Here is an 18129-nt window from a genome sequence, read left to right as displayed (position 1 = left end):
CTTCACGACAATCGCGCCGCGAGCCAGTCGAGCCCAGGCGCGAACCTCCGAAACACCATGACCGACTCCACCGCCTGCCGAGCCTTTCTCGACGCCTGTGCCGCCGCCATCGGCGCGCAATACGCGCTGACCGACGCACACGACACCGCGCCCTACCTCGCCGACTGGCGCCGCCGCTACCAGGGCGCGGCCTTCGCCGTGCTCTGCCCGGCCAATACGCAGGAAGTGGCCGCGGTCGTGAAGCTCGCGCACGCGCATCGCGTGGCACTCGTGCCGCAAGGCGGCAACACGGGCCTCGCGGGCGGCGCGACGCCCGACGCGAGCGGCAGCCAGGCCGTGCTGAGCCTGCGCCGCCTGAACCGCGTGCGCGAAATCGATCCGCACAACAATACGATCACGGTCGAAGCCGGCGTGATCCTGGCCGAAGTGCAGGCGCGCGCAAAGGATGCGGGCCGCCTCTTCCCGCTATCGCTCGCGGCCGAAGGCAGCTGCACGATCGGCGGCAATCTCTCGACCAACGCGGGCGGTACCGGCGTGCTGCGCTATGGCAACACGCGCGAGCTGTGCCTCGGCCTCGAAGTCGTGACGCCGCAAGGCGAGATCTGGGACGGCCTGCGCGGGCTGCGCAAGGACAACACCGGCTACGATCTGCGCGACCTCTTCATTGGCGCGGAAGGCACGCTCGGCGTCATCACCGCCGCGGTCATGAAGCTGCACCCGCTGCCGGCCGCGCGCGTCACCGCGCTCGCCGCGCTCGGCTCGGCGCACGCGGCGCTCGACTTCCTCGCGCTCGCGCAGCGCTACGCCGGGCCGTTGCTCACGGGCTTCGAGCTGATGTCGGACTTCTGCATGCGGCTCGTCGGCCGTCATTTCCCGCAACTGCGCTATCCGTTCGCGCAACATCACGCGCAGGTCGTGCTGCTCGAACTGTCGGACAACGAAAGCGAAGAGCACGCGCGCGCACTCTTCGAGCGGCTCATGGAAGAAGCGCTCGAACAAGGCATTGTGGAAGACGCCGTGGTCGCGGAAAGCCTCGCGCAGTCGCAGGCGTTCTGGAATATCCGCGAGCACATTCCGCTCGCGCAGGCGCAGGAAGGGTTGAACATCAAGCACGATATCGGCGTGCCGATCTCGCGTATCGGCCACTTCATCGAGGAAACCGACGCCGAAATCGCGCGCGCGGTACCCGGCGCGCGCATGGTCACCTTCGGCCATCTCGGCGACGGCAATCTGCACTACAACGTCCAGGCGCCCGAAGGCGGCGACCCGAAGCGCTTCCTCGCCGACAACGAGAAGACGCTGAACCGCATCGTCTACGACAGCGTGGATCGCCATCGCGGCACGATCAGTGCGGAACACGGCCTCGGGCAGTTGAAGATCGACGAGAACCTGCACTACAAGAGCGAGGTCGAACTCGCGCTGATGCGCGCGATCAAGACCGCGCTCGACCCGCTGAACCTGATGAATCCGGGGAAAGTGCTGCGCTGAACGCGCAGACCGCAAGGAGCCGACATTGTGCTGAAGATCCGCGTGCTGTCCGACCTGCATCTGGAAAACGACGAGCCCGACACGATCCCGCATGCGCAGGCCGATCTCGTCGTGCTCGCGGGCGACATCCACAATCATGGGCTGGGGCTGCGCTGGGCGGCGCAAACGTTCGATCCGCAGGTGCCGGTGGTGTACGTGCCCGGCAATCACGAGTACTACGACGGCGACCTCGGCGCGCTGGAAACGGCGATGCGCGACGCCGCCTCCACGCTCGACAACGTGCACTTTCTCAACGACGGCGTGCATGTCGATCCGGCGGGCCGCTTTCGCGTGCTCGGCACCACGCTCTGGGCGGACTTCGCCCTCTTCGGCGCCGACGATGCCGCGCGCGAGGCCGCCATTGCGGCTGCCATGCGCGTGATGCTGGACTTTCGCGGATTGATCCAGGTGTCCTGGCCGGATAGCCCGCAAGCGCTCGCACGCGACTTCACGCCGGCCGACTCGCTCGCCCTCCATGCGCGTTCGCGCGCGTGGCTCGAAGCGGAGCTGGCAAAGCCCTTCGCGGGCGAGACGATCGTCGTCACGCACCACGCGCCGCACAGGCAGAGCCTCGCGCCGCGTTACGCGGAAGATCTCGTGTCGGCGGGATTCGTGAGCGATCTCGACGCGCTCGTGCGCGCGCCTGTCGCGCTATGGATTCACGGCCACACGCATACGTGCTTCGACTACACGGTCAACGGCACGCGCGTGGTGTGCAATCCGCGCGGCTATCGCGACCGCCGCACAGGGCGACCGGAGAATCCGGCCTTTGCGTGGGACAAGGTGGTGGAAATCTAGCGCGGCAAACGTGCCCGCTTGACTGGCACGCGTGCTTACTGCATGCGAGCGTCGTCGCGACGCACGCGCAGCGTCACGGGCTGGAGCTGCGCGCGGCGCATGCGCAGCAGATCGCGCGACGCCGCGATGCCGATCAGGCCCATCATCACAGCGATGCCGATCATCAGATGCGTATCCATGTAAGTTCCCGGTGTTGGCAAATAGAGGGTTGCGTGAAACAGTCCCGCTACCTTACCAAGCCGCCGTGCCGCCGGGCGTAAGGAAATGTTGCCATCTGCGCAAGCTGTAACAGGCTGTCACCGGCCGCCTTCCGCCCGGGCGCCTGGCGCAGCGCCTCAGGTGCGCGCGAACTGGCGCAGTTCGTTCTGATCCCGCGCGAGCGTCGAAGGCATGCTCTCGCGCAGCAGCTCGACCCACGTGCGGATCTTCGCGTCGAGATACTGGCGTGACGGATACACCGCGAAGACGTTCATCTCCTGCGACTTGTACTCCGGCAGGATCCATTGCAGCTCGCCGCTGCGCAGACCGCTGATCGCCGAATAGATCGGCAGCAGGCCCACGCCCATGCCTTCGCGCACGGCCACCGCCATCGCCTCCGCCACGTTCACCTGGAAGGTCGCCGCGCCGAGCTCGACGGTGGTCTCGCCTTCGGGGCCGGTGAACTGCCACTGCGCGGTCGGGAACACGGGCGTCACCATCTGCAGGCAGGTGTGGCTCGCGAGATCGGCAGGCTTTTGCGGCACGCCGCGCCTTTCAAGGTATGCGGGCGAGGCAACCGCGATGCTGAACGCGCTCGTGAGCCGCTGCGAGACGAAACCGGAATCCGGCAGATCGGTCGCGACCACGAGCGCCACGTCATAACCCTCGTCGAGCAGGTCCGGCATGCGCTGCGCGAGCGTGAGCTCCACGTGCACGTCAGGATAGCGCTGCTGATACTGCCCCACCGCCGGCACCACATAGTGCTGGCCGAAGCTCGTCATGGCGTGGACCTTGAGCTTGCCCGAGGGGCGCGCATGCGCGTCGCCGGCTTCCGCTTCAGCCTGATCCACGTAGGCGAGGATCTGCTCGCAGCGCTGGAGGTAGCGCTCGCCCGCCTCGGTGAGCGCGATGCGGCGCGTCGTGCGGTTCAGCAGGCGCGTGCGCAGGTGCGCCTCCAGATCGGAGACCGCGCGCGAAGCATAAGCCGTGGTCGTGTTCAAGTATTGCGCCGCGCCCGTGAAGCTGCCCGCCTCCACCACCCGGACGAATACACGCATGTTTTGAAGCGTATCCATACCAATCCTCTATCTGACACACGAATTGTTTCATATTTCGCAAGATCGATTGTCTCACTATTCGTAAAAATGCCTTGCATCCTTACCGGTTATTCACCAATTGCGCAAAAAATATAATGGCGCTCAGTGATTCATAGTCAAGATAAGGAGTAAATCGTGCAGTCTCCGGTACCGAAAGGACTAGCCGCACTCACGGTTCTTACGTTCTCGTTGATAATCGCGGGCTGCGCCAGTACCGGGGGCATCGCACCGCAAGCGAAGCAGGCCCAAGCCGCGCAACTCGACGCCGGAGCGGCGATCCGCGCGGCCGACACCGACGCCGCCTGGCCCGCCAGCGACTGGTGGCGCGGCTATAACGACCCTCAACTGAGCGCCTGGATCGAAGCCTCCGTGGCCGGCAACCCCTCGCTTGCCGCCGCCCAGGCGCGGGTGCGCGAGGCGCGCTCGATGGTGGGCGTGGCCCAGGCCGGACTCCTGCCGCAAATCAACGGCAGCATGTCCATTCAGCGTCAGCAATGGTCCGACAACGTTTATTACGGACCGGGACCGCTCGCGGGCGCGAATACGTGGAACAACACGGCGACGCTCGGCCTCTCGTATCACCTCGACCTCTGGGGTCAGGACAGGAACAACGCCGAGCGCGCGCTCGACGTGGCGCACGCCACAGCTGCAGACGCGCGCGCAGCGCAGCTCGAACTCGAAGTCAATGTCACGCGCACCTACATCGAGATGTCGATGAACTACGCGCTGCTCGACATTGCGAAACAAACGCTTGCCCAGCAGCAGCGCATTCTGACGCTCGCGCAAAAGCGCCTGGCGGGCGGCATCGGCACCCAGCTCGAAGTGAGCCAGGCGCAAACGCCGCTGCCCGAATACGAGCGCCAGATCGACGCGCTCGAAGAATCCATCGCGCTCGGCAAAAACCAGCTCGCGGCGCTCGCGGGCAAGGGTCCGGGCGCCGGCGAATCGATCGCGCGCCCTGCACTCTCGCTCGCTGCGCCCGCGGGCCTGCCCTCGGCATTGCCGGCCCAGTTGATCGGCTATCGCCCCGACGTGGTCGCGGCGCGCTGGCTCGTCGCCGCGCAGGCGCGCGGCATCGACGTCGCGAAGGCCGACTTCTATCCGAACGTGAACCTGCTCGTTTCGATGGGCGGCTACGCAGCGGCCGGCCCGCTGTTCCAGTTCCTCAAATCGATGAGCGGCAGCTACTCCGCGGGTCCCGCGCTGTCGCTGCCGATCTTCGACGGTGGACGCCTGCGCGCGCAGCTCGGCGCGCAGTCCGCCTCCTACGACATCGCCGTCGATCAGTACAACCAGACGATCGTCACCGCGCTCAAGGAAATCGCCGATCAGGTCGTGCGCATGCGCTCGCTCGCGACGCAGGAAGACGACGCGCATCGCTCGGTCGCGGCCGCGCAGCGCAATTACGATCTCGCGCAGGAAGGCTTCCGCCGCGGCCTGACCGACTATGTCAACGTGCTGATTGCGCAAACGCAGCTGTTGCGCGCACAGGAAGGCGTCGCGCACGTGCAGGCCGAGCGCCTCGCCGCACACGCCACGCTCGTCGCCGCGCTGGGCGGCGGCATGATCGACGCATCGAGCGATGCCGCGGCGAAGGGCCCGACCGAAGCCGAGCAACTCCCCGCGCACGGCAAGAAGACGCGCGACGTGCCGCTCATGCCCGCGGCGCTGCTCGCGCCGCACGGCTCGCACGCTTCGCCGGGGCCCGACGCCGCCGATGCGGGCGCATCGGGCAACGCCGGCGCGACCGGCGCGGCGCACTGAGGCAGCCGGCCATGCAAGCGTCCACCTCCTCCCCCTCGCAGCCGGGCGGTCAAAACCTCTGCGCCGCGCTCGTCGACTGGGCGCGTACCGACGGCCTCGTCTGGATCTATCTCTTCAAGGCGGTCGCCGCTGCGCTGCTCGCGCTCGGCGTCGCCATGAAGCTCGATCTGCCGCAGCCGCGCACGGCCATGACCACCGTGTTCATCGTGATGCAGCCGCACAGCGGTCCCGTGTTCGCCAAGAGCTTCTACCGGCTTTGCGGCACGCTCGTGGGCCTCGTCGTGATGCTCGCGCTGATCGGCCTCTTCGCGCAGCAGCCGGAGCTCTTCATCGTCTCGACGGCGCTGTGGGTCGGCCTGTGCACCGCCGGCGCCGCGCGCAACCGCAACTTCCGTTCGTACGGCTTCGTGCTCGCGGGCTACACGGCGGCGCTCATCGGCATTCCGGCCTCGCAGCATCCCGACGGCGCGTTCATGTCGGCGATGACGCGCGTGAGCGAGATCTCGATCGGCATCCTTTGCTCGGGTTTCGTCAGCGCTGTGGTGTTTCCGCAGTTTACGGGCGAACTGCTGCGCTCGAACGTGCGGCGCCGTTTCTCGTCGTTCGTCGACTACGTTTCGGCGGCGCTTGCCGGGCGTATCGATCGTTCGCATATCGAAGCGAGCAATGCGCGCTTCGTCGCCGACGTCGTGGGCCTCGAAGCGAGCCGCAGCACGGCGGTGTTCGAGTCGCCGGACGCGCGCATGCGCTCGGGGCGCCTCGCGCGCCTGAACACCGAGTTCATGACGGTCTCCACGCGCTTTCACGCGCTGCATCAGTTGATGAACCGTCTGCGCGCGGATGGCTCCCCGGCCACCGTCGATGCGCTCGAACCGTACTTCCGCGAGATCGCGCCGCTGTTCGCCAAAGCGGGCGAGCCGGTGCTCACGGCCGCCGACGCGACGCATGTCTCGAAGCAACTCGACGACTACCGCGCGGCGCTGCCCCGGCGCGTGCGCGCCACGCGCGCGGAACTCGAGGCACAAGGCGATGCGCGCCTGCTCGACTTCGACACCGCCACGGAACTGTTCTACCGCTTCGTGCACGAGATGACCGAGTACACCGCCACCTACGCGTCGCTCGCCGTCGATACGCATGCGCGCGAAAAATGGCTCGCGCGCTACGTGCCGAAGACGAACCTGATCGCAGCGGGCGTCGCCGGACTGCGCGCCGCGGTCGTGATGACGCTGCTCGGCGCGTTCTGGATCGCCACCGCGTGGCCGAGCGGCACGAACCTCGTGCTCAATGCCGCCGCGACCTGCGCGCTCGCCTCATCCGCGCCGCAGCCCGCGCGCATGGCGGCGCAGATGGCGCTCGGCACCGTGCTCGCATCGCTCGTCGGCATGATGCTCACGTTCGGCGTGTTTCCGCATATCGACGGCTTCGTCATGCTGTGCGTCGCGCTCGCACCCGCGCTCGCGTTCGGCGTGTTCGTCACGACGCGCCCGAAGTACGCCGGCTACGGTGTGGGCTACTGCATCTTCCTGTGCTTTCTCGCGGGGCCGGACAACGTCGTGCAGTACAACCCGGGCAGCTATATGAACGACGCGCTCGCGCTCGTCGCCTCGATGGCGGTCTCCGCTCTCGCGTTCGCCGTGCTCCTGCCGCCTTCCACGCCGTGGCTGCGCCGGCGCCTGCTCGCCGACCTGCGCGGCGGGGCCGTGCATGCTTGCCGCGCGCGCCTGAAGGGGCTGCGCAACCGCTTCGAGAGCGGCGCGCGCGACCTGATGTTCCAGCTCTCGGCGATCGCGGGCAACGACGACGCACAACGCCGCGACACGATGCGCTGGCTCTTCTCCACGCTCGAAGTCGGCAACGCCGCGCTCGATCTGCGCCACGAGCTGGCCACGCTGCCCGCGCATCCACAGTACGCGCGGGGGACGGCGTGGCGCGTGGCGATCGACGCGACGCTCAAGGCCGTGAGCGCGCTCTTCGAGCGCCCGGGCGAGGCGCGCTACCGGGATGCGCTCGCGGCGACGGCGCGCGCAATCGACGCCAGCCAGGTCGTGCTGCAAGGCATGTGGAAGCCCGAGGCGACGAGCGCAGCCGCACGTGGCGACGCGCCGCCGCGCGAAGAGCGCCACCAGTTGCAGCGCATCCAGAGCCATCTGCATTTCATCCGCACCGCGCTCATCGACCCGCAATCGCCGCTCGCGGCACACGCGGGCAACGACAGCGCGAACCCTGGCGCGAGCCAAGGAGCCAACCATGCCTCGTGACGTCGCGTTTCTGGACGCCTATATCCCGGCGATCGTGCTGCTCTTCATTCTGGGCGCGGCGATCACCTGGGTGCTCGATTCCGTACTGGCCCGAACCGGCCTCTACCGGGTCGTCTGGCACCCGTCCCTCTTTCGCGTGAGCCTGCTCGTGGTCGTATGCTGCCTGCTCGGTCTCGCGGTCTATCACTAAATGTATCGCTGAATGCATCGCTGAACGAATCAACCGAATCATGACAATCCGCAACCTCATTGGCTTTATCGCGACGGCCATCATCTTCGTCGTCGCCATTCTGGTCGGGCGCGTCCTGTGGGTTCACTACATGGACGAGCCGTGGACCCGCGACGGCCGCGTGCGCGCCGAAGTGGTGAACATCGCCCCCGACGTCTCGGGCGCCGTGGTCGAGTTGCCCGTGAAGGACAACCAGTTCGTGCACAAGGGCGACCTGCTCATGCAGATCGACCCGTCGCATTATCAGATCGCCGTCGAGCAGGCCGAGGCCGCCGTGGCCGCGCGCAAGGCCGAACTGACAATGCGCCAGGACGACGCGCGCCGCCGCGCCGACATGGACAGCGAAGTGGTCTCGGCCGAAAACCGCGAAAACGCCTCGCATACCGCGAACTCGGCGCAGGCGCAGTACCAGCAGGCCGTCGCCGCACTCGACGCCGCCAGGCTCAACCTCGAGCGCACGCGCGTGATCTCGCCGGTGGACGGCTACATCACGAACCTGCAGGTGTTCCAGGGCGACTACGCGATCTCGGGCCAGGCCAAGCTCGCCGTGGTGGACAGCCATTCGTTCTGGGTCTACGGCTACTTCGAGGAAACCAAGCTGCCGCATGTGAAGGTGGGCAACAAGGCCGACATCAAGCTGATGAGCGGCGGCACGCTCCAGGGTCACGTCGAGAGCATCTCGCGCGGCATTTACGACCGCGACAATCCGCAAAGCCGCGAACTGCTCGCCGACGTGAACCCGACTTTCAACTGGGTGCGCCTCGCACAGCGTGTGCCGGTGCGCATCCACATCGACAAGGTGCCGGACGACATGGTGCTCGCCGCGGGCACGACTTGCACGGTGGTCGTCAAACCGGGCACGTGATGGCGCAGTGACGCGGCATGCCGACCGCGCAAAACGCACGCAAAAGGGGAACGCCGGTTTGGCGTTCCCCTTTTTTTTGCTGCGCGTGGACGAAGTGTTAGAGGTTGCCACACATTGATCCGACAGCGAACCAATGAGTAGGGCAAAACATCGCTTTTATCACGATTAAACCTATCTCGATTGACACACATCAACAGAGGTATCTCGAGTTACTCGGATTATTCCTACTCCCGCACTCTCCCAAGCAGCCATCAACGTGATCCTTCGCCTCCATCGACCTGACGAAATCGGCGCCATGCCGCAGGCATCGCGCGACGACGGCGCAGTGCGCGCCTTCGCGCGCCGCGCACTGGCCGGGCTCGCAAAACGCCAGGCCCTCGCACCGCAACGGGTGGTCGTGCTCGGCCTCGGCAATGTTCAATGGGGCGATGCCGGCATAGGCGTGCTCGCGCTCGAGCGGCTGAAGGCGAGCTGGCAATGCCCCGAGCAGGTCGAACTCGTGGAAGGCGGCACGCGCGGCCGTGCACTCGTGCCCGTCGTCGAATCCACGCGGCGTTTGCTCGTGCTCAGCGCAATCGATTTCGGGCTCGCGCCGGGCGCACGGCGCGTCCTCACCGGCGATGCGGCGGCCGAATACCTCTACACGCTCCGTCCGGGCCGGCCCGGCATGGGCTTCGCCGACGCGCTCGCCTGCGCGCGGTTGAGCGGCCGCTCGCCGCGCGAGATCGTGCTGATCGGCGTGCAGCCGCAGGCCAGCGACTGTTACGGCGCGGGCTTGTCGAGCACGGTGCGCGCGCAGCTCGATGCGACTGTCGAAGCCGCCCGGCTGCGGCTGCGCCGCTGGCGCGCGGCGCCGCTGCCGCGTCTCGAGCATCCCGAAATCGGCGGCTGAGCGCAGCACGCGGGTTGCGCGGGGTTGACACGCGAGCGCGAGGCGCAAGGCGCACCGCTGCCCCCCGTAGCCGGAAATCCGCCGCAAATCTGCCGGACAACCCGCGGGAGAACCCGCGTTGCCCGCGTGCATTGCACTGCACTATCCTGAAAAACTGCGCCGGATCCGGCCAACGGCTGCACCATCCGCACGGGAGGAAGGGAGTCATGCGTTACCGCGATTTTCACCGCGAGTCGGTCGCGAACCCCGACGACTTCTGGCGCCGCGAGGCCGGGCGCATCCATTGGCAGACGCCGTTCGATCAGGTGCTCGACCGCTCGAACCCGCCGTTCGCGCGCTGGTTCTGCGGCGGCCGCACGAACCTGTGCTTCAATGCCGTGGACCGTCACCTCACGGCGCGCGCGCACCAGAACGCGCTCGTCTATGTCTCGACCGAGACCGGCATCGAGCGGCGCTACACCTACGCCGACCTGCACGCCGAAGTGAACCGCATGGCCGCCGTGATGCGCTCGCTCGGCGTGAAGCGCGGCCAGCGCGTGCTCATCTATCTGCCGATGATTCCCGAGGCCGTGTTCGCTGTGCTCGCCTGCGCGCGCCTCGGCGCGATCCACTCGGTGGTGTTCGGCGGATTCGCCGCGCCGAGCCTCGCCGCGCGCATTGACGACGCGAAGCCCGTGCTGCTCGTGAGCGCCGACGCCGGGGCGCGCGGCGGCAAGGTGATCGACTACACGCCGCTCGTGGACGAAGCCATGGCGCGCGCCGAATATGCGCCGCCCAAGGTACTGCTGATCGACCGCCAGCTCGCGCCCGAGCGGCTGAACGCGCCGTATCTCGTCGACTACGAGCCGCTGCGCGAGCAGCACTACGACGTGCAGATTCCCTGCGAATGGCTCGAATCGAACGAGCCTTCGTACATCCTCTACACCTCGGGCACGACGGGCAAACCCAAAGGCGTGCAGCGCGACGTGGGCGGCTACGCGGTGGCGCTCGCGGCGTCGATGGAATATATCTTCGAGGGGCGCGCCGGCGACACCCTGTTCACGGCGTCGGACATCGGCTGGGTGGTGGGTCACAGCTACATCATCTATGCGCCGCTCCTCGCGGGCATGACCACAGTGATGTACGAGGGCACGCCGGTGCGCCCCGACGGCGGCATCTGGTGGCGCCTCATCGAGCAGCACCGCATCAACCTGATGTTCACGGCGCCGACGGCCATTCGCGTGCTCAAGAAGCAGGACCCGGCGCTGCTGCGCAGTGCCGATCTTTCGAGCCTGCGCACGCTCTTTCTTGCGGGCGAGCCGCTCGACGAGCCCACGGCCGAATGGATTTCCGGGGCGCTCGGCAAACCCGTCGTCGACAACTACTGGCAGACCGAGACCGGCTGGCCGATGCTGGCCATCCAGCGCGGCGTCGAGCCGCTGCCGCAAAAGCTCGGCTCGCCGGGCGTGCCCTGCTACGGCTACGACCTCGTGCTGCGCAACGAACATACGGGCGAGCCCTGCGCGCAAGGCGAGAAAGGCGTGATCACGCTTGGCTATCCGCTGCCGCCCGGCTGCATGCAGACCGTGTGGGGCGACGACGCGCGCTTCGTGAAAACGTACTGGGAAAGCGTGCCCGGCCAGCAGGTGTATTCGACCTTCGATTGGGGCGTGCAGGACAGCGACGGCTACGTGACGATCCTCGGCCGCACCGACGACGTGATCAACGTGGCGGGCCATCGCCTCGGCACGCGCGAGATCGAAGAGGCGATCTCTTCGCACGCGGCGGTCGCGGAAGTGGCCGTGGTGGGCGTGAGCGACGCGGTAAAGGGTCAGGCGGCGCTGGCTTTCGTCGTGCTGCGCGACGCGGGTGCCGCCGCCAGTCCCGCCGATGCACAGAAGCTCGCGGCTTCGCTCGCCGCGACGGTGGACCGCCAGCTCGGCGCGATCGGCCGGCCCGCGCGCGTGCACTTCGTGCCGATGCTGCCCAAGACGCGCTCCGGCAAGCTGCTTCGCCGCGCGATTGCGGCGCTCGCCGAAGGGCGCGACCCGGGCGATCTGCCGACCATCGAGGATGCCTCGGCGCTGCAGTCGATTCGCGAGGCGGTGAGCGCAGGCGACAGCTGAGGCCTGCGCGTGCGCACGCTCAGCGGGCGAGCGGCCGGTACGCGGCCAGAAAGCGCTTGAGGATGCCTGTGGAGTATGTGCCCGCGATATCGGCGAGGAAGCTCGAGAACGACGTGCTCGCGTGCTCGTCGGCGGTGTCGGAGATCGTGCGCACGATCGCGCACGGAACGTCGTACTCGTGACAGACCTGGGCGATCGCGGCGCCCTCCATCTCGACGGCGAGCGCATCGGGCAAGAGCGCGCGCAGCGCGCCCACGGCCGCGGCGCTCGCCACGAACTGGTCGCCGCTGATCACGAGCCCGCGATGCACCTGCGGCAACGCGGTCTCGAAGCGAGGCAGCGCGGCCTTGAAGCGCGCGGTCAACTCCGGCCCCTCCTCCGCGATGAAACGCTCGCAAGCGGCGGCGAGCGCTTGCGCCAGGGCGTGATCGGCATCGAAGCGCGAGCGCGCGAGCAGCGGAATCTCGTGACGCGGGAACAGCGGCTCGGCGTTCATGTCGTGCTGGAGCAGCGTTTCGCCGACTACGACGTCGCCCACGTGGACACCCGAGCCCACGCCGCCCGCCACGCCCGTAAAGACGATCGCTTCCACATCGAACGCATGGATCAGCGCGCTGGCCGTGGCGGCCGCCGCCACCTTGCCGACGCGCGCGAGCGTCACCACACAGGGCGCGCCGTGCACGGTGCCGAGGTGATAGTCGCGCCGGCCGAACGTGCGGGTCACGACACCCGCTTCGGCCTGCATGGCCGCGATCAGATCGCCGAGTTCCTGGGGCAGCGCGGCGAGCACGCCGAGGGGACGGGCGGCACTGCCGCTCGCCTGGGTCGAGAGGTTCATCTTCGAATGTTTTCCGTCTGGGTTGTTTGAGGCCGACGCGCGCTCACTCCACCGGCTGCAGCCTGGCCACCGCCAGCGCGAGCCACTTCTCGCCGTGACGCTTGAAGCGCACCTGCGCCTTGGCGTCGGCGCCGCTGCCTTCGAGCGCCGTGATCGTGCCTTCGCCGAACTTCGTGTGGAACACGCCCTGGCCCACGCGAAAACCCGTCTCGGCGGCGCGCTGCTCGTTGGCGAACGCGGGCGCCGGGCTCTTGTCCGCGAGATAGGCGTCGCGCTCGCGGCGGCCGCCGCCGTAATTCCCTGCGTTGCCGCCCTCGCCGCCGCCCGGCCGCGCGAACCAGTCGCGGCCCCAGCCTGCGTTGTCGGAGCGGCCGCCCCAGCGCGCGCCCGCTTCGACCTTGGGCGTGAGCCACTTGAGCGATTCCTGCGGCAACTCGTCGAAAAAGCGCGAGCGCACGTTGTAGCGCGTCTGGCCGTGCAGCAGGCGGCTCTGCGCGAACGAGATATAGAGCCGCTCCTTCGCGCGCGTGATCGCCACGTACATCAGGCGGCGCTCTTCTTCGAGGCCGTCGGCTTCCATCGCGCTGTTCTCGTGCGGGAACAGGCCCTCTTCGAGACCGGTGATGAAGACCGCCGTGAATTCGAGGCCCTTCGCGGCGTGCACCGTCATCAGCTGCACGGCGTCCTGGCCCGCCTGCGCCTGGTTGTCGCCGGCTTCGAGCGACGCATGCGAGAGGAAGCCCGCAAGCGGCGTCATGACGTCGGGGTTCTGCGCGGGGTCGGTGATCGCCGGCGCGTCGAGCACTTCGATCTCGCCGTCCTGCGAGACGATCTCGGGCACCGCGCTCGCACCGGGGCGCAGGGGAATCGAGCGCGCGGGCGTGTCGAGGCCGTAGCCCTCTTCGCTCACGAACGCCGTGGCCGCGGTCACGAGTTCCTGCAGGTTCTCGAGGCGATCCTGACCTTCACGCTCGTTCTGATAGAACTCGGCGAGACCGCTCATGCGCACCGCGTATTCGACGGTTTCCGGCAGGCTCATCTGTGCGGTCTCGGCGCGCATCTTTGCGATCAAACTGGCGAACGAACCCAGGCTCGTGCCTGCCTTACCCGTGACGTACGGAATGGCTGCGGCCATCGAGCAGTTGTAGAGGCGCGCGGCATCCGCCAGTTGCTCGATCGAGCGCGCGCCGATGCCGCGCGTGGGGAAATTCACGACACGCGCGAACGCCGTGTCGTCGTTCGGATTGTCGATGAGACGCAGATACGCGAGTGCGTGCTTGACTTCCTGACGCTCGAAGAAGCGCAGGCCGCCGTAAACCTTGTACGGCACGCCCGCGTTCACGAGCGTGTGCTCGATCATGCGCGACTGCGCGTTGCTGCGATAGAGGATGGCGATCTCGTTGCGCGCCAGCCCCTGGTTGATGAGCGCACGGATTTCCTCGACGATCCAGCCGGCTTCCTGCGAGTCGGTGGCCGCCTCGTACACGCGCACCGGCTCGCCGTGGCCCGCATCGGTGCGCAGGTTCTTGCCCAGACGCCGCGAGTTATGCGCGATCAGGTAGTTGGCCGCATCGAGAATATGGCCGTGCGAGCGGTAGTTCTGCTCCAGCTTGATCATGTGCTTCACGCGGAACTCGTTCTCGAAGTCGCGCATGTTGCCGACGTTCGCACCGCGGAACGCGTAGATCGACTGGTCATCGTCGCCCACCGCGAAGATCGCGTTGCCCGGTCCCGCGAGCAGCTTGAGCCACGCGTACTGGAGCTTGTTGGTGTCCTGGAACTCGTCCACCAGAATGTCGCGAAAGCGCCCCTGATAGTGCGCACGCAGCGGCGGGTTGTACGCGAGCAGCTCGTAGCAGCGCAGCAGCAGCTCCGCGAAATCGACCACGCCTTCGCGCTGGCACTGCTGGTCATAGGCTTCGTAAAGCTCGACGAACCTGCGGTTGAAGTCGTCGCTCACGTCCACGTCTTTCGGACGCAGGCCCTGCTCCTTCGCGTTGTTGATGAAGTACTGCAGGTTCTTGGGCGGGTATTTCTCGTCGTCGACGTTCAGGCCCTTCATCAAACGCTTGATGGCCGAGAGCTGGTCTGCGGTGTCGAGAATCTGGAAGGTCTGCGGCAGGCCGGCGTCGCGGAAGTGCGCGCGCAGCATGCGGTTGCACAGGCCGTGGAAGGTGCCGATCCACATGCCGCGCGTGTCGATGGGCAGGAGCGCCTGGAGGCGCCCCATCATTTCGCGTGCGGCCTTGTTCGTGAAGGTCACGGCCAGGATGGTCGAGGGCGAGGCCATGCCCTGCTGGATCAGCCACGCAATGCGCGTGATCAGCACGCGCGTCTTGCCGCTGCCGGCCCCGGCCAGAATGAGCGCCGGTTCGTTGGGCAACGTGACGGCGGCGAGTTGTTCGGGGTTCAGGTTCGCGAGCAGTTCGGGCATGGGCTGAAATGGAGCGTGCCCCCAAGGGCGGGACCCCGGGGACGTGGCGCGCGGCACAGGCGCGCCGTTGAATGGCAGACCGCCATTATAAGTGCGCACGCACGCGGCGGCTTGCGCCGCCTGGGCGCGTCGCGCATCGGCCTGCGCATTGGGCCACGCATCGGCCCCCCTCCGCTGGCGCGTCGGCTCCGGGAGGACTTCCCCTTATAATCGAACGTTTCCGCATCCTTTTTTCGGCAGATTCCACCCATGAGCGACAGCACGCTAGCGAAAAGCTTCGAGCCCCAGACCATCGAGGCCCACTGGGGCCCCGAATGGGAGCGTCGAGGCTACGCCGCCGCGACCTTCGAGCCCGGCCGCAAGAACTTCTCGATCCAGTTGCCGCCGCCCAACGTCACCGGCACGCTGCACATGGGGCACGCGTTCAACCAGACGATCATGGACGGCCTCGCGCGCTATCACCGCATGCTCGGCGAGAACACGCTGTGGGTGCCGGGCACGGACCACGCGGGCATCGCCACGCAGATCGTGGTCGAGCGCCAGCTCGACGCGCAGAAGATCTCGCGCCACGACCTGGGCCGCGAGAAGTTCGTCGAGCGCGTGTGGGAGTGGAAGCAGCAGTCGGGCTCGACCATCACGGGCCAGGTGCGGCGCCTGGGCGCCTCGATCGACTGGTCGCGCGAATACTTCACGATGGACGACAAGATGTCGGCCGCCGTGCGCGACGTGTTCGTGCAGCTCTATGAACAGGGCCTGATCTATCGCGGCAAGCGCCTCGTGAACTGGGACCCGGTGCTGCTCACCGCCGTCTCGGACCTCGAAGTGGCGAGCGAAGAGGAAAACGGCAATCTGTGGCACCTGCGCTATCCGCTCGCGGACGGCTCGGCCACGCTGACCGTGGCCACGACGCGCCCGGAAACCATGCTCGGCGACACGGCCGTGATGGTGCACCCCGAGGACGAGCGCTACGCGCACCTCATCGGCAAGATGGTCAAGCTGCCGCTCACGGACCGCGAGATCCCCGTCATCGCCGACGAATACGTGGACCGCGAGTTCGGCACGGGCGTCGTGAAGGTCACGCCCGCGCACGACTTCAACGACTACCAGGTGGGCCTGCGCCACGGCTTGCCGATGATCGAGATCCTCACGCTCGACGCGAAGATCAACGACAACGCACCTGAAAAATACCGCGGCCTCGACCGCTTCGAGGCACGCAAGCAGGTGGTGGCCGACTTCGAGGCGCTGGGCCTGCTCGACTCGGTGCAGCCGCACAAGCTCATGGTGCCGCGCGGCGACCGCACGGGCGTGGTGATCGAGCCGATGCTCACGGACCAGTGGTTCGTGGCGATGACGAAGCCCGCGCCCGAGGGCACCTTCCACCCCGGCAAGTCGATCACCGAGACCTCGCTCGAGGTGGTGCGCAACGGCCAGATCAAGTTCGTGCCGGAAAACTGGACCACGACCTACTACCAGTGGCTCGAAAACATCCAGGACTGGTGCATCTCGCGCCAGCTCTGGTGGGGCCACCAGATCCCGGCGTGGTACGGCGAGAACGGCGAAATCTTCGTTGCGAAGAGCGAGGATGAAGCGCGCGCGCAGGCCGAAGCGAGTGGCTACAAGGGCGCATTGAAGCGCGACGAAGACGTGCTCGACACGTGGTTCTCGTCGGCGCTCGTGCCGTTCTCGTCGCTCGGCTGGCCGCAACAGACGCCCGAACTACAGGCCTTCCTGCCCTCTTCCGTGCTGGTCACGGGCTTCGACATCATCTTCTTCTGGGTGGCGCGCATGGTCATGATGACCACGCACTTCACCGGCAAGGTGCCGTTCGACACGGTGTACGTGCACGGCCTCGTGCGCGACGCCGAAGGCCAGAAGATGTCCAAGAGCAAGGGCAACACGCTCGACCCGATCGATATCGTCGACGGCATCGACCTCGAGGCGCTGGTCGCCAAACGCACCACGGGGCTCATGAATCCGAAGCAGGCCGCGACCATCGAAAAGAAGACGCGCAAGGAGTTCCCGGACGGCATTCCCGCGTTCGGCACCGACGCGCTGCGCTTCACGATGGCTTCCATGGCCACGCTCGGGCGCAACGTGAACTTCGACCTCGCGCGCTGCGAGGGCTATCGCAACTTCTGCAACAAGCTCTGGAACGCCACGCGCTTCGTGCTGATGAACTGCGAAGGCCACGACTGCGGTTTCAGCAAGCCGGGCGCGTGCCAGCCGGGCGATTGCGGCCCCGGCGGCTACACGGACTTCTCGCAGGCCGACCGCTGGATCGTCTCGCTGCTGCAGCGCGTGGAAGCCGAAGTCGCGAAGGGCTTCGCGGACTATCGCTTCGACAACGTGGCCAACGCCATATACAAGTTCGTCTGGGACGAATACTGTGACTGGTATCTGGAACTCGCGAAGGTGCAGATCCAGACGGGTACGCCCGAGCAGCAGCGCGCCACGCGCCGCACGCTGCTGCGCGTGCTGGAAACGGTGCTGCGCCTCGCGCATCCGGTGATTCCGTTCATCACCGAAGCGTTGTGGCAGAAGGTGGCGCCGCTCACCGACGCGTACCCCGAGGGCGCCGCCGAAGGCGAGGCATCGATCATGATGCAGCGCTACCCGGTGGCGCAAGCGAAGAAGATCGACGAAGCCGCGGAACAGTGGGCCGCCGACCTAAAGGCCGTGATCGACGCGTGCCGCAACCTGCGTGGCGAAATGGGCCTCTCGCCCGCCACCAGGGTGCCGCTGCTCGCCACGGGCAACGCCGGGCGCCTCGCGACGTTCGCGCCCTATGCGCAGGCGCTTGCGAAGCTTTCGGAGGTCCAGATCATCGCCGACGAAGCGGCGCTCGACGCGGCCTCGGCAGGCGCGCCAGTTGCTATTGTTGGGACGGACAAGCTCGTGCTGAAGGTGGAGATCGACGTCGCCGCCGAACGCGAACGCCTGTCGAAGGAAATCGCCCGCCTCGGCAACGAGGTCACGAAGTGCAAGGCCAAGCTCGGAAACGACAGTTTCGTAGCAAAAGCACCGCCCGCGGTCGTTGAGCAGGAGCAGAAAAGACTGGCAGAATACCAGGCAACGCTGGACAAGCTGACCGCGCAACTCACGCGGTTGCCGGCCTGAGCGCCAT

Annotated in this window: 13 protein-coding genes; 9 read left to right on the top strand and 4 right to left on the bottom strand. The window is 67.1% G+C overall.

Features of this window, described 5'->3' with window-relative positions; translation table 11 throughout:
* Window positions 1-57: 57 nt before the first annotated feature.
* Together BHE01S_RS31580 and BHE01S_RS31575 are read left to right on the top strand one after the other, a co-directional pair.
* Window positions 58-1488 (top strand): FAD-binding oxidoreductase, encoded by a 1431-nt coding sequence (locus BHE01S_RS31580; RefSeq protein WP_042271042.1) that lies wholly within the window; start codon window positions 58-60, stop codon window positions 1486-1488.
* A gap of 30 nt (window positions 1489-1518) precedes the next feature.
* Complete coding sequence (locus BHE01S_RS31575; RefSeq protein WP_042271075.1) at window positions 1519-2325, top strand: metallophosphoesterase; 807 nt, start codon at window positions 1519-1521, stop codon at window positions 2323-2325.
* A gap of 35 nt (window positions 2326-2360) precedes the next feature.
* Here the strand turns inward: BHE01S_RS31575 and BHE01S_RS38565 are convergent, their stop codons facing one another.
* Window positions 2361-2504: a hypothetical protein gene (locus BHE01S_RS38565; protein WP_165822954.1), complete on the bottom strand. Its 144-nt coding sequence runs from the start codon at window positions 2502-2504 to the stop codon at window positions 2361-2363.
* Window positions 2505-2660: 156 nt separating this feature from the next.
* On the bottom strand, window positions 2661-3599 hold the full coding sequence (locus BHE01S_RS31570; RefSeq protein WP_042271040.1) for a LysR family transcriptional regulator: 939 nt from the start codon (window positions 3597-3599) through the stop codon (window positions 2661-2663).
* A gap of 156 nt (window positions 3600-3755) precedes the next feature.
* Between BHE01S_RS31570 and BHE01S_RS31565 the strand changes: the two genes are divergently transcribed.
* From BHE01S_RS31565 to BHE01S_RS31540, 6 genes are all read left to right on the top strand, one after another.
* Entirely contained in the window at window positions 3756-5384 is a 1629-nt protein-coding gene (locus BHE01S_RS31565; RefSeq protein ID WP_084069453.1) for an efflux transporter outer membrane subunit, read from the top strand.
* Between the two features lie 11 nt (window positions 5385-5395).
* A complete protein-coding gene (locus BHE01S_RS31560) occupies window positions 5396-7642 on the top strand; it encodes an FUSC family protein (RefSeq protein ID WP_042271038.1) in 2247 nt (748 codons plus the stop codon).
* Window positions 7632-7832 carry a DUF1656 domain-containing protein gene (locus tag BHE01S_RS31555; protein ID WP_042271036.1) on the top strand — a complete coding sequence of 67 codons (201 nt, stop codon included), beginning with the start codon at window positions 7632-7634 and terminating at the stop codon, window positions 7830-7832. The genes BHE01S_RS31560 and BHE01S_RS31555 overlap by 11 nt, the downstream gene beginning before the upstream one ends.
* 40 nt (window positions 7833-7872) lie before the next feature.
* On the top strand, window positions 7873-8736 hold the full coding sequence (locus tag BHE01S_RS31550; protein ID WP_042271035.1) for an efflux RND transporter periplasmic adaptor subunit: 864 nt from the start codon (window positions 7873-7875) through the stop codon (window positions 8734-8736).
* 256 nt (window positions 8737-8992) lie between these two features.
* On the top strand, window positions 8993-9628 hold the full coding sequence (locus tag BHE01S_RS31545) for a hydrogenase maturation protease (protein ID WP_167337726.1): 636 nt from the start codon (window positions 8993-8995) through the stop codon (window positions 9626-9628).
* A 206-nt stretch (window positions 9629-9834) separates the two neighbouring features.
* Window positions 9835-11733, top strand: coding sequence for a propionate--CoA ligase (locus tag BHE01S_RS31540; RefSeq protein WP_042271033.1), 1899 nt, complete (start codon window positions 9835-9837; stop codon window positions 11731-11733).
* 19 nt (window positions 11734-11752) lie between these two features.
* Here the strand turns inward: BHE01S_RS31540 and BHE01S_RS31535 are convergent, their stop codons facing one another.
* Window positions 11753-12571: a 5'-methylthioadenosine/adenosylhomocysteine nucleosidase gene (locus tag BHE01S_RS31535; protein WP_042271032.1), complete on the bottom strand. Its 819-nt coding sequence runs from the start codon at window positions 12569-12571 to the stop codon at window positions 11753-11755.
* 43 nt (window positions 12572-12614) lie between these two features.
* Window positions 12615-15005: a UvrD-helicase domain-containing protein gene (locus tag BHE01S_RS31530; protein ID WP_042271030.1), complete on the bottom strand. Its 2391-nt coding sequence runs from the start codon at window positions 15003-15005 to the stop codon at window positions 12615-12617.
* Window positions 15006-15254: 249 nt separating this feature from the next.
* On the opposite strand from BHE01S_RS31530, the gene BHE01S_RS31525 reads away from it, so the two are divergent.
* Window positions 15255-18122, top strand: coding sequence for a valine--tRNA ligase (locus tag BHE01S_RS31525; protein WP_042271028.1), 2868 nt, complete (start codon window positions 15255-15257; stop codon window positions 18120-18122).
* The last annotated feature ends 7 nt before the right edge of the window (window positions 18123-18129 follow it).

The organism is Paraburkholderia heleia NBRC 101817, from assembly GCF_000739775.1.
Taxonomy (GTDB): Bacteria; Pseudomonadota; Gammaproteobacteria; order Burkholderiales; family Burkholderiaceae; genus Paraburkholderia; species Paraburkholderia heleia.
This window is presented reverse-complemented; position numbering and strand designations above follow the sequence as displayed.

Coding starts and splice junctions, on each gene's coding strand:
- BHE01S_RS31580 (WP_042271042.1), top strand. CDS start 58: ATGACCGACTCCACCGCCTGCCGAGCCTTTCTCGACGCCTGTGCCGCC.
- BHE01S_RS38565 (WP_165822954.1), bottom strand. CDS start 2,504: ATGGATACGCATCTGATGATCGGCATCGCTGTGATGATGGGCCTGATC.
- BHE01S_RS31570 (WP_042271040.1), bottom strand. CDS start 3,599: ATGGATACGCTTCAAAACATGCGTGTATTCGTCCGGGTGGTGGAGGCG.
- BHE01S_RS31560 (WP_042271038.1), top strand. CDS start 5,396: ATGCAAGCGTCCACCTCCTCCCCCTCGCAGCCGGGCGGTCAAAACCTC.
- BHE01S_RS31555 (WP_042271036.1), top strand. CDS start 7,632: ATGCCTCGTGACGTCGCGTTTCTGGACGCCTATATCCCGGCGATCGTG.
- BHE01S_RS31550 (WP_042271035.1), top strand. CDS start 7,873: ATGACAATCCGCAACCTCATTGGCTTTATCGCGACGGCCATCATCTTC.
- BHE01S_RS31540 (WP_042271033.1), top strand. CDS start 9,835: ATGCGTTACCGCGATTTTCACCGCGAGTCGGTCGCGAACCCCGACGAC.
- BHE01S_RS31535 (WP_042271032.1), bottom strand. CDS start 12,571: ATGAACCTCTCGACCCAGGCGAGCGGCAGTGCCGCCCGTCCCCTCGGC.
- BHE01S_RS31530 (WP_042271030.1), bottom strand. CDS start 15,005: ATGCCCGAACTGCTCGCGAACCTGAACCCCGAACAACTCGCCGCCGTC.
- BHE01S_RS31525 (WP_042271028.1), top strand. CDS start 15,255: ATGAGCGACAGCACGCTAGCGAAAAGCTTCGAGCCCCAGACCATCGAG.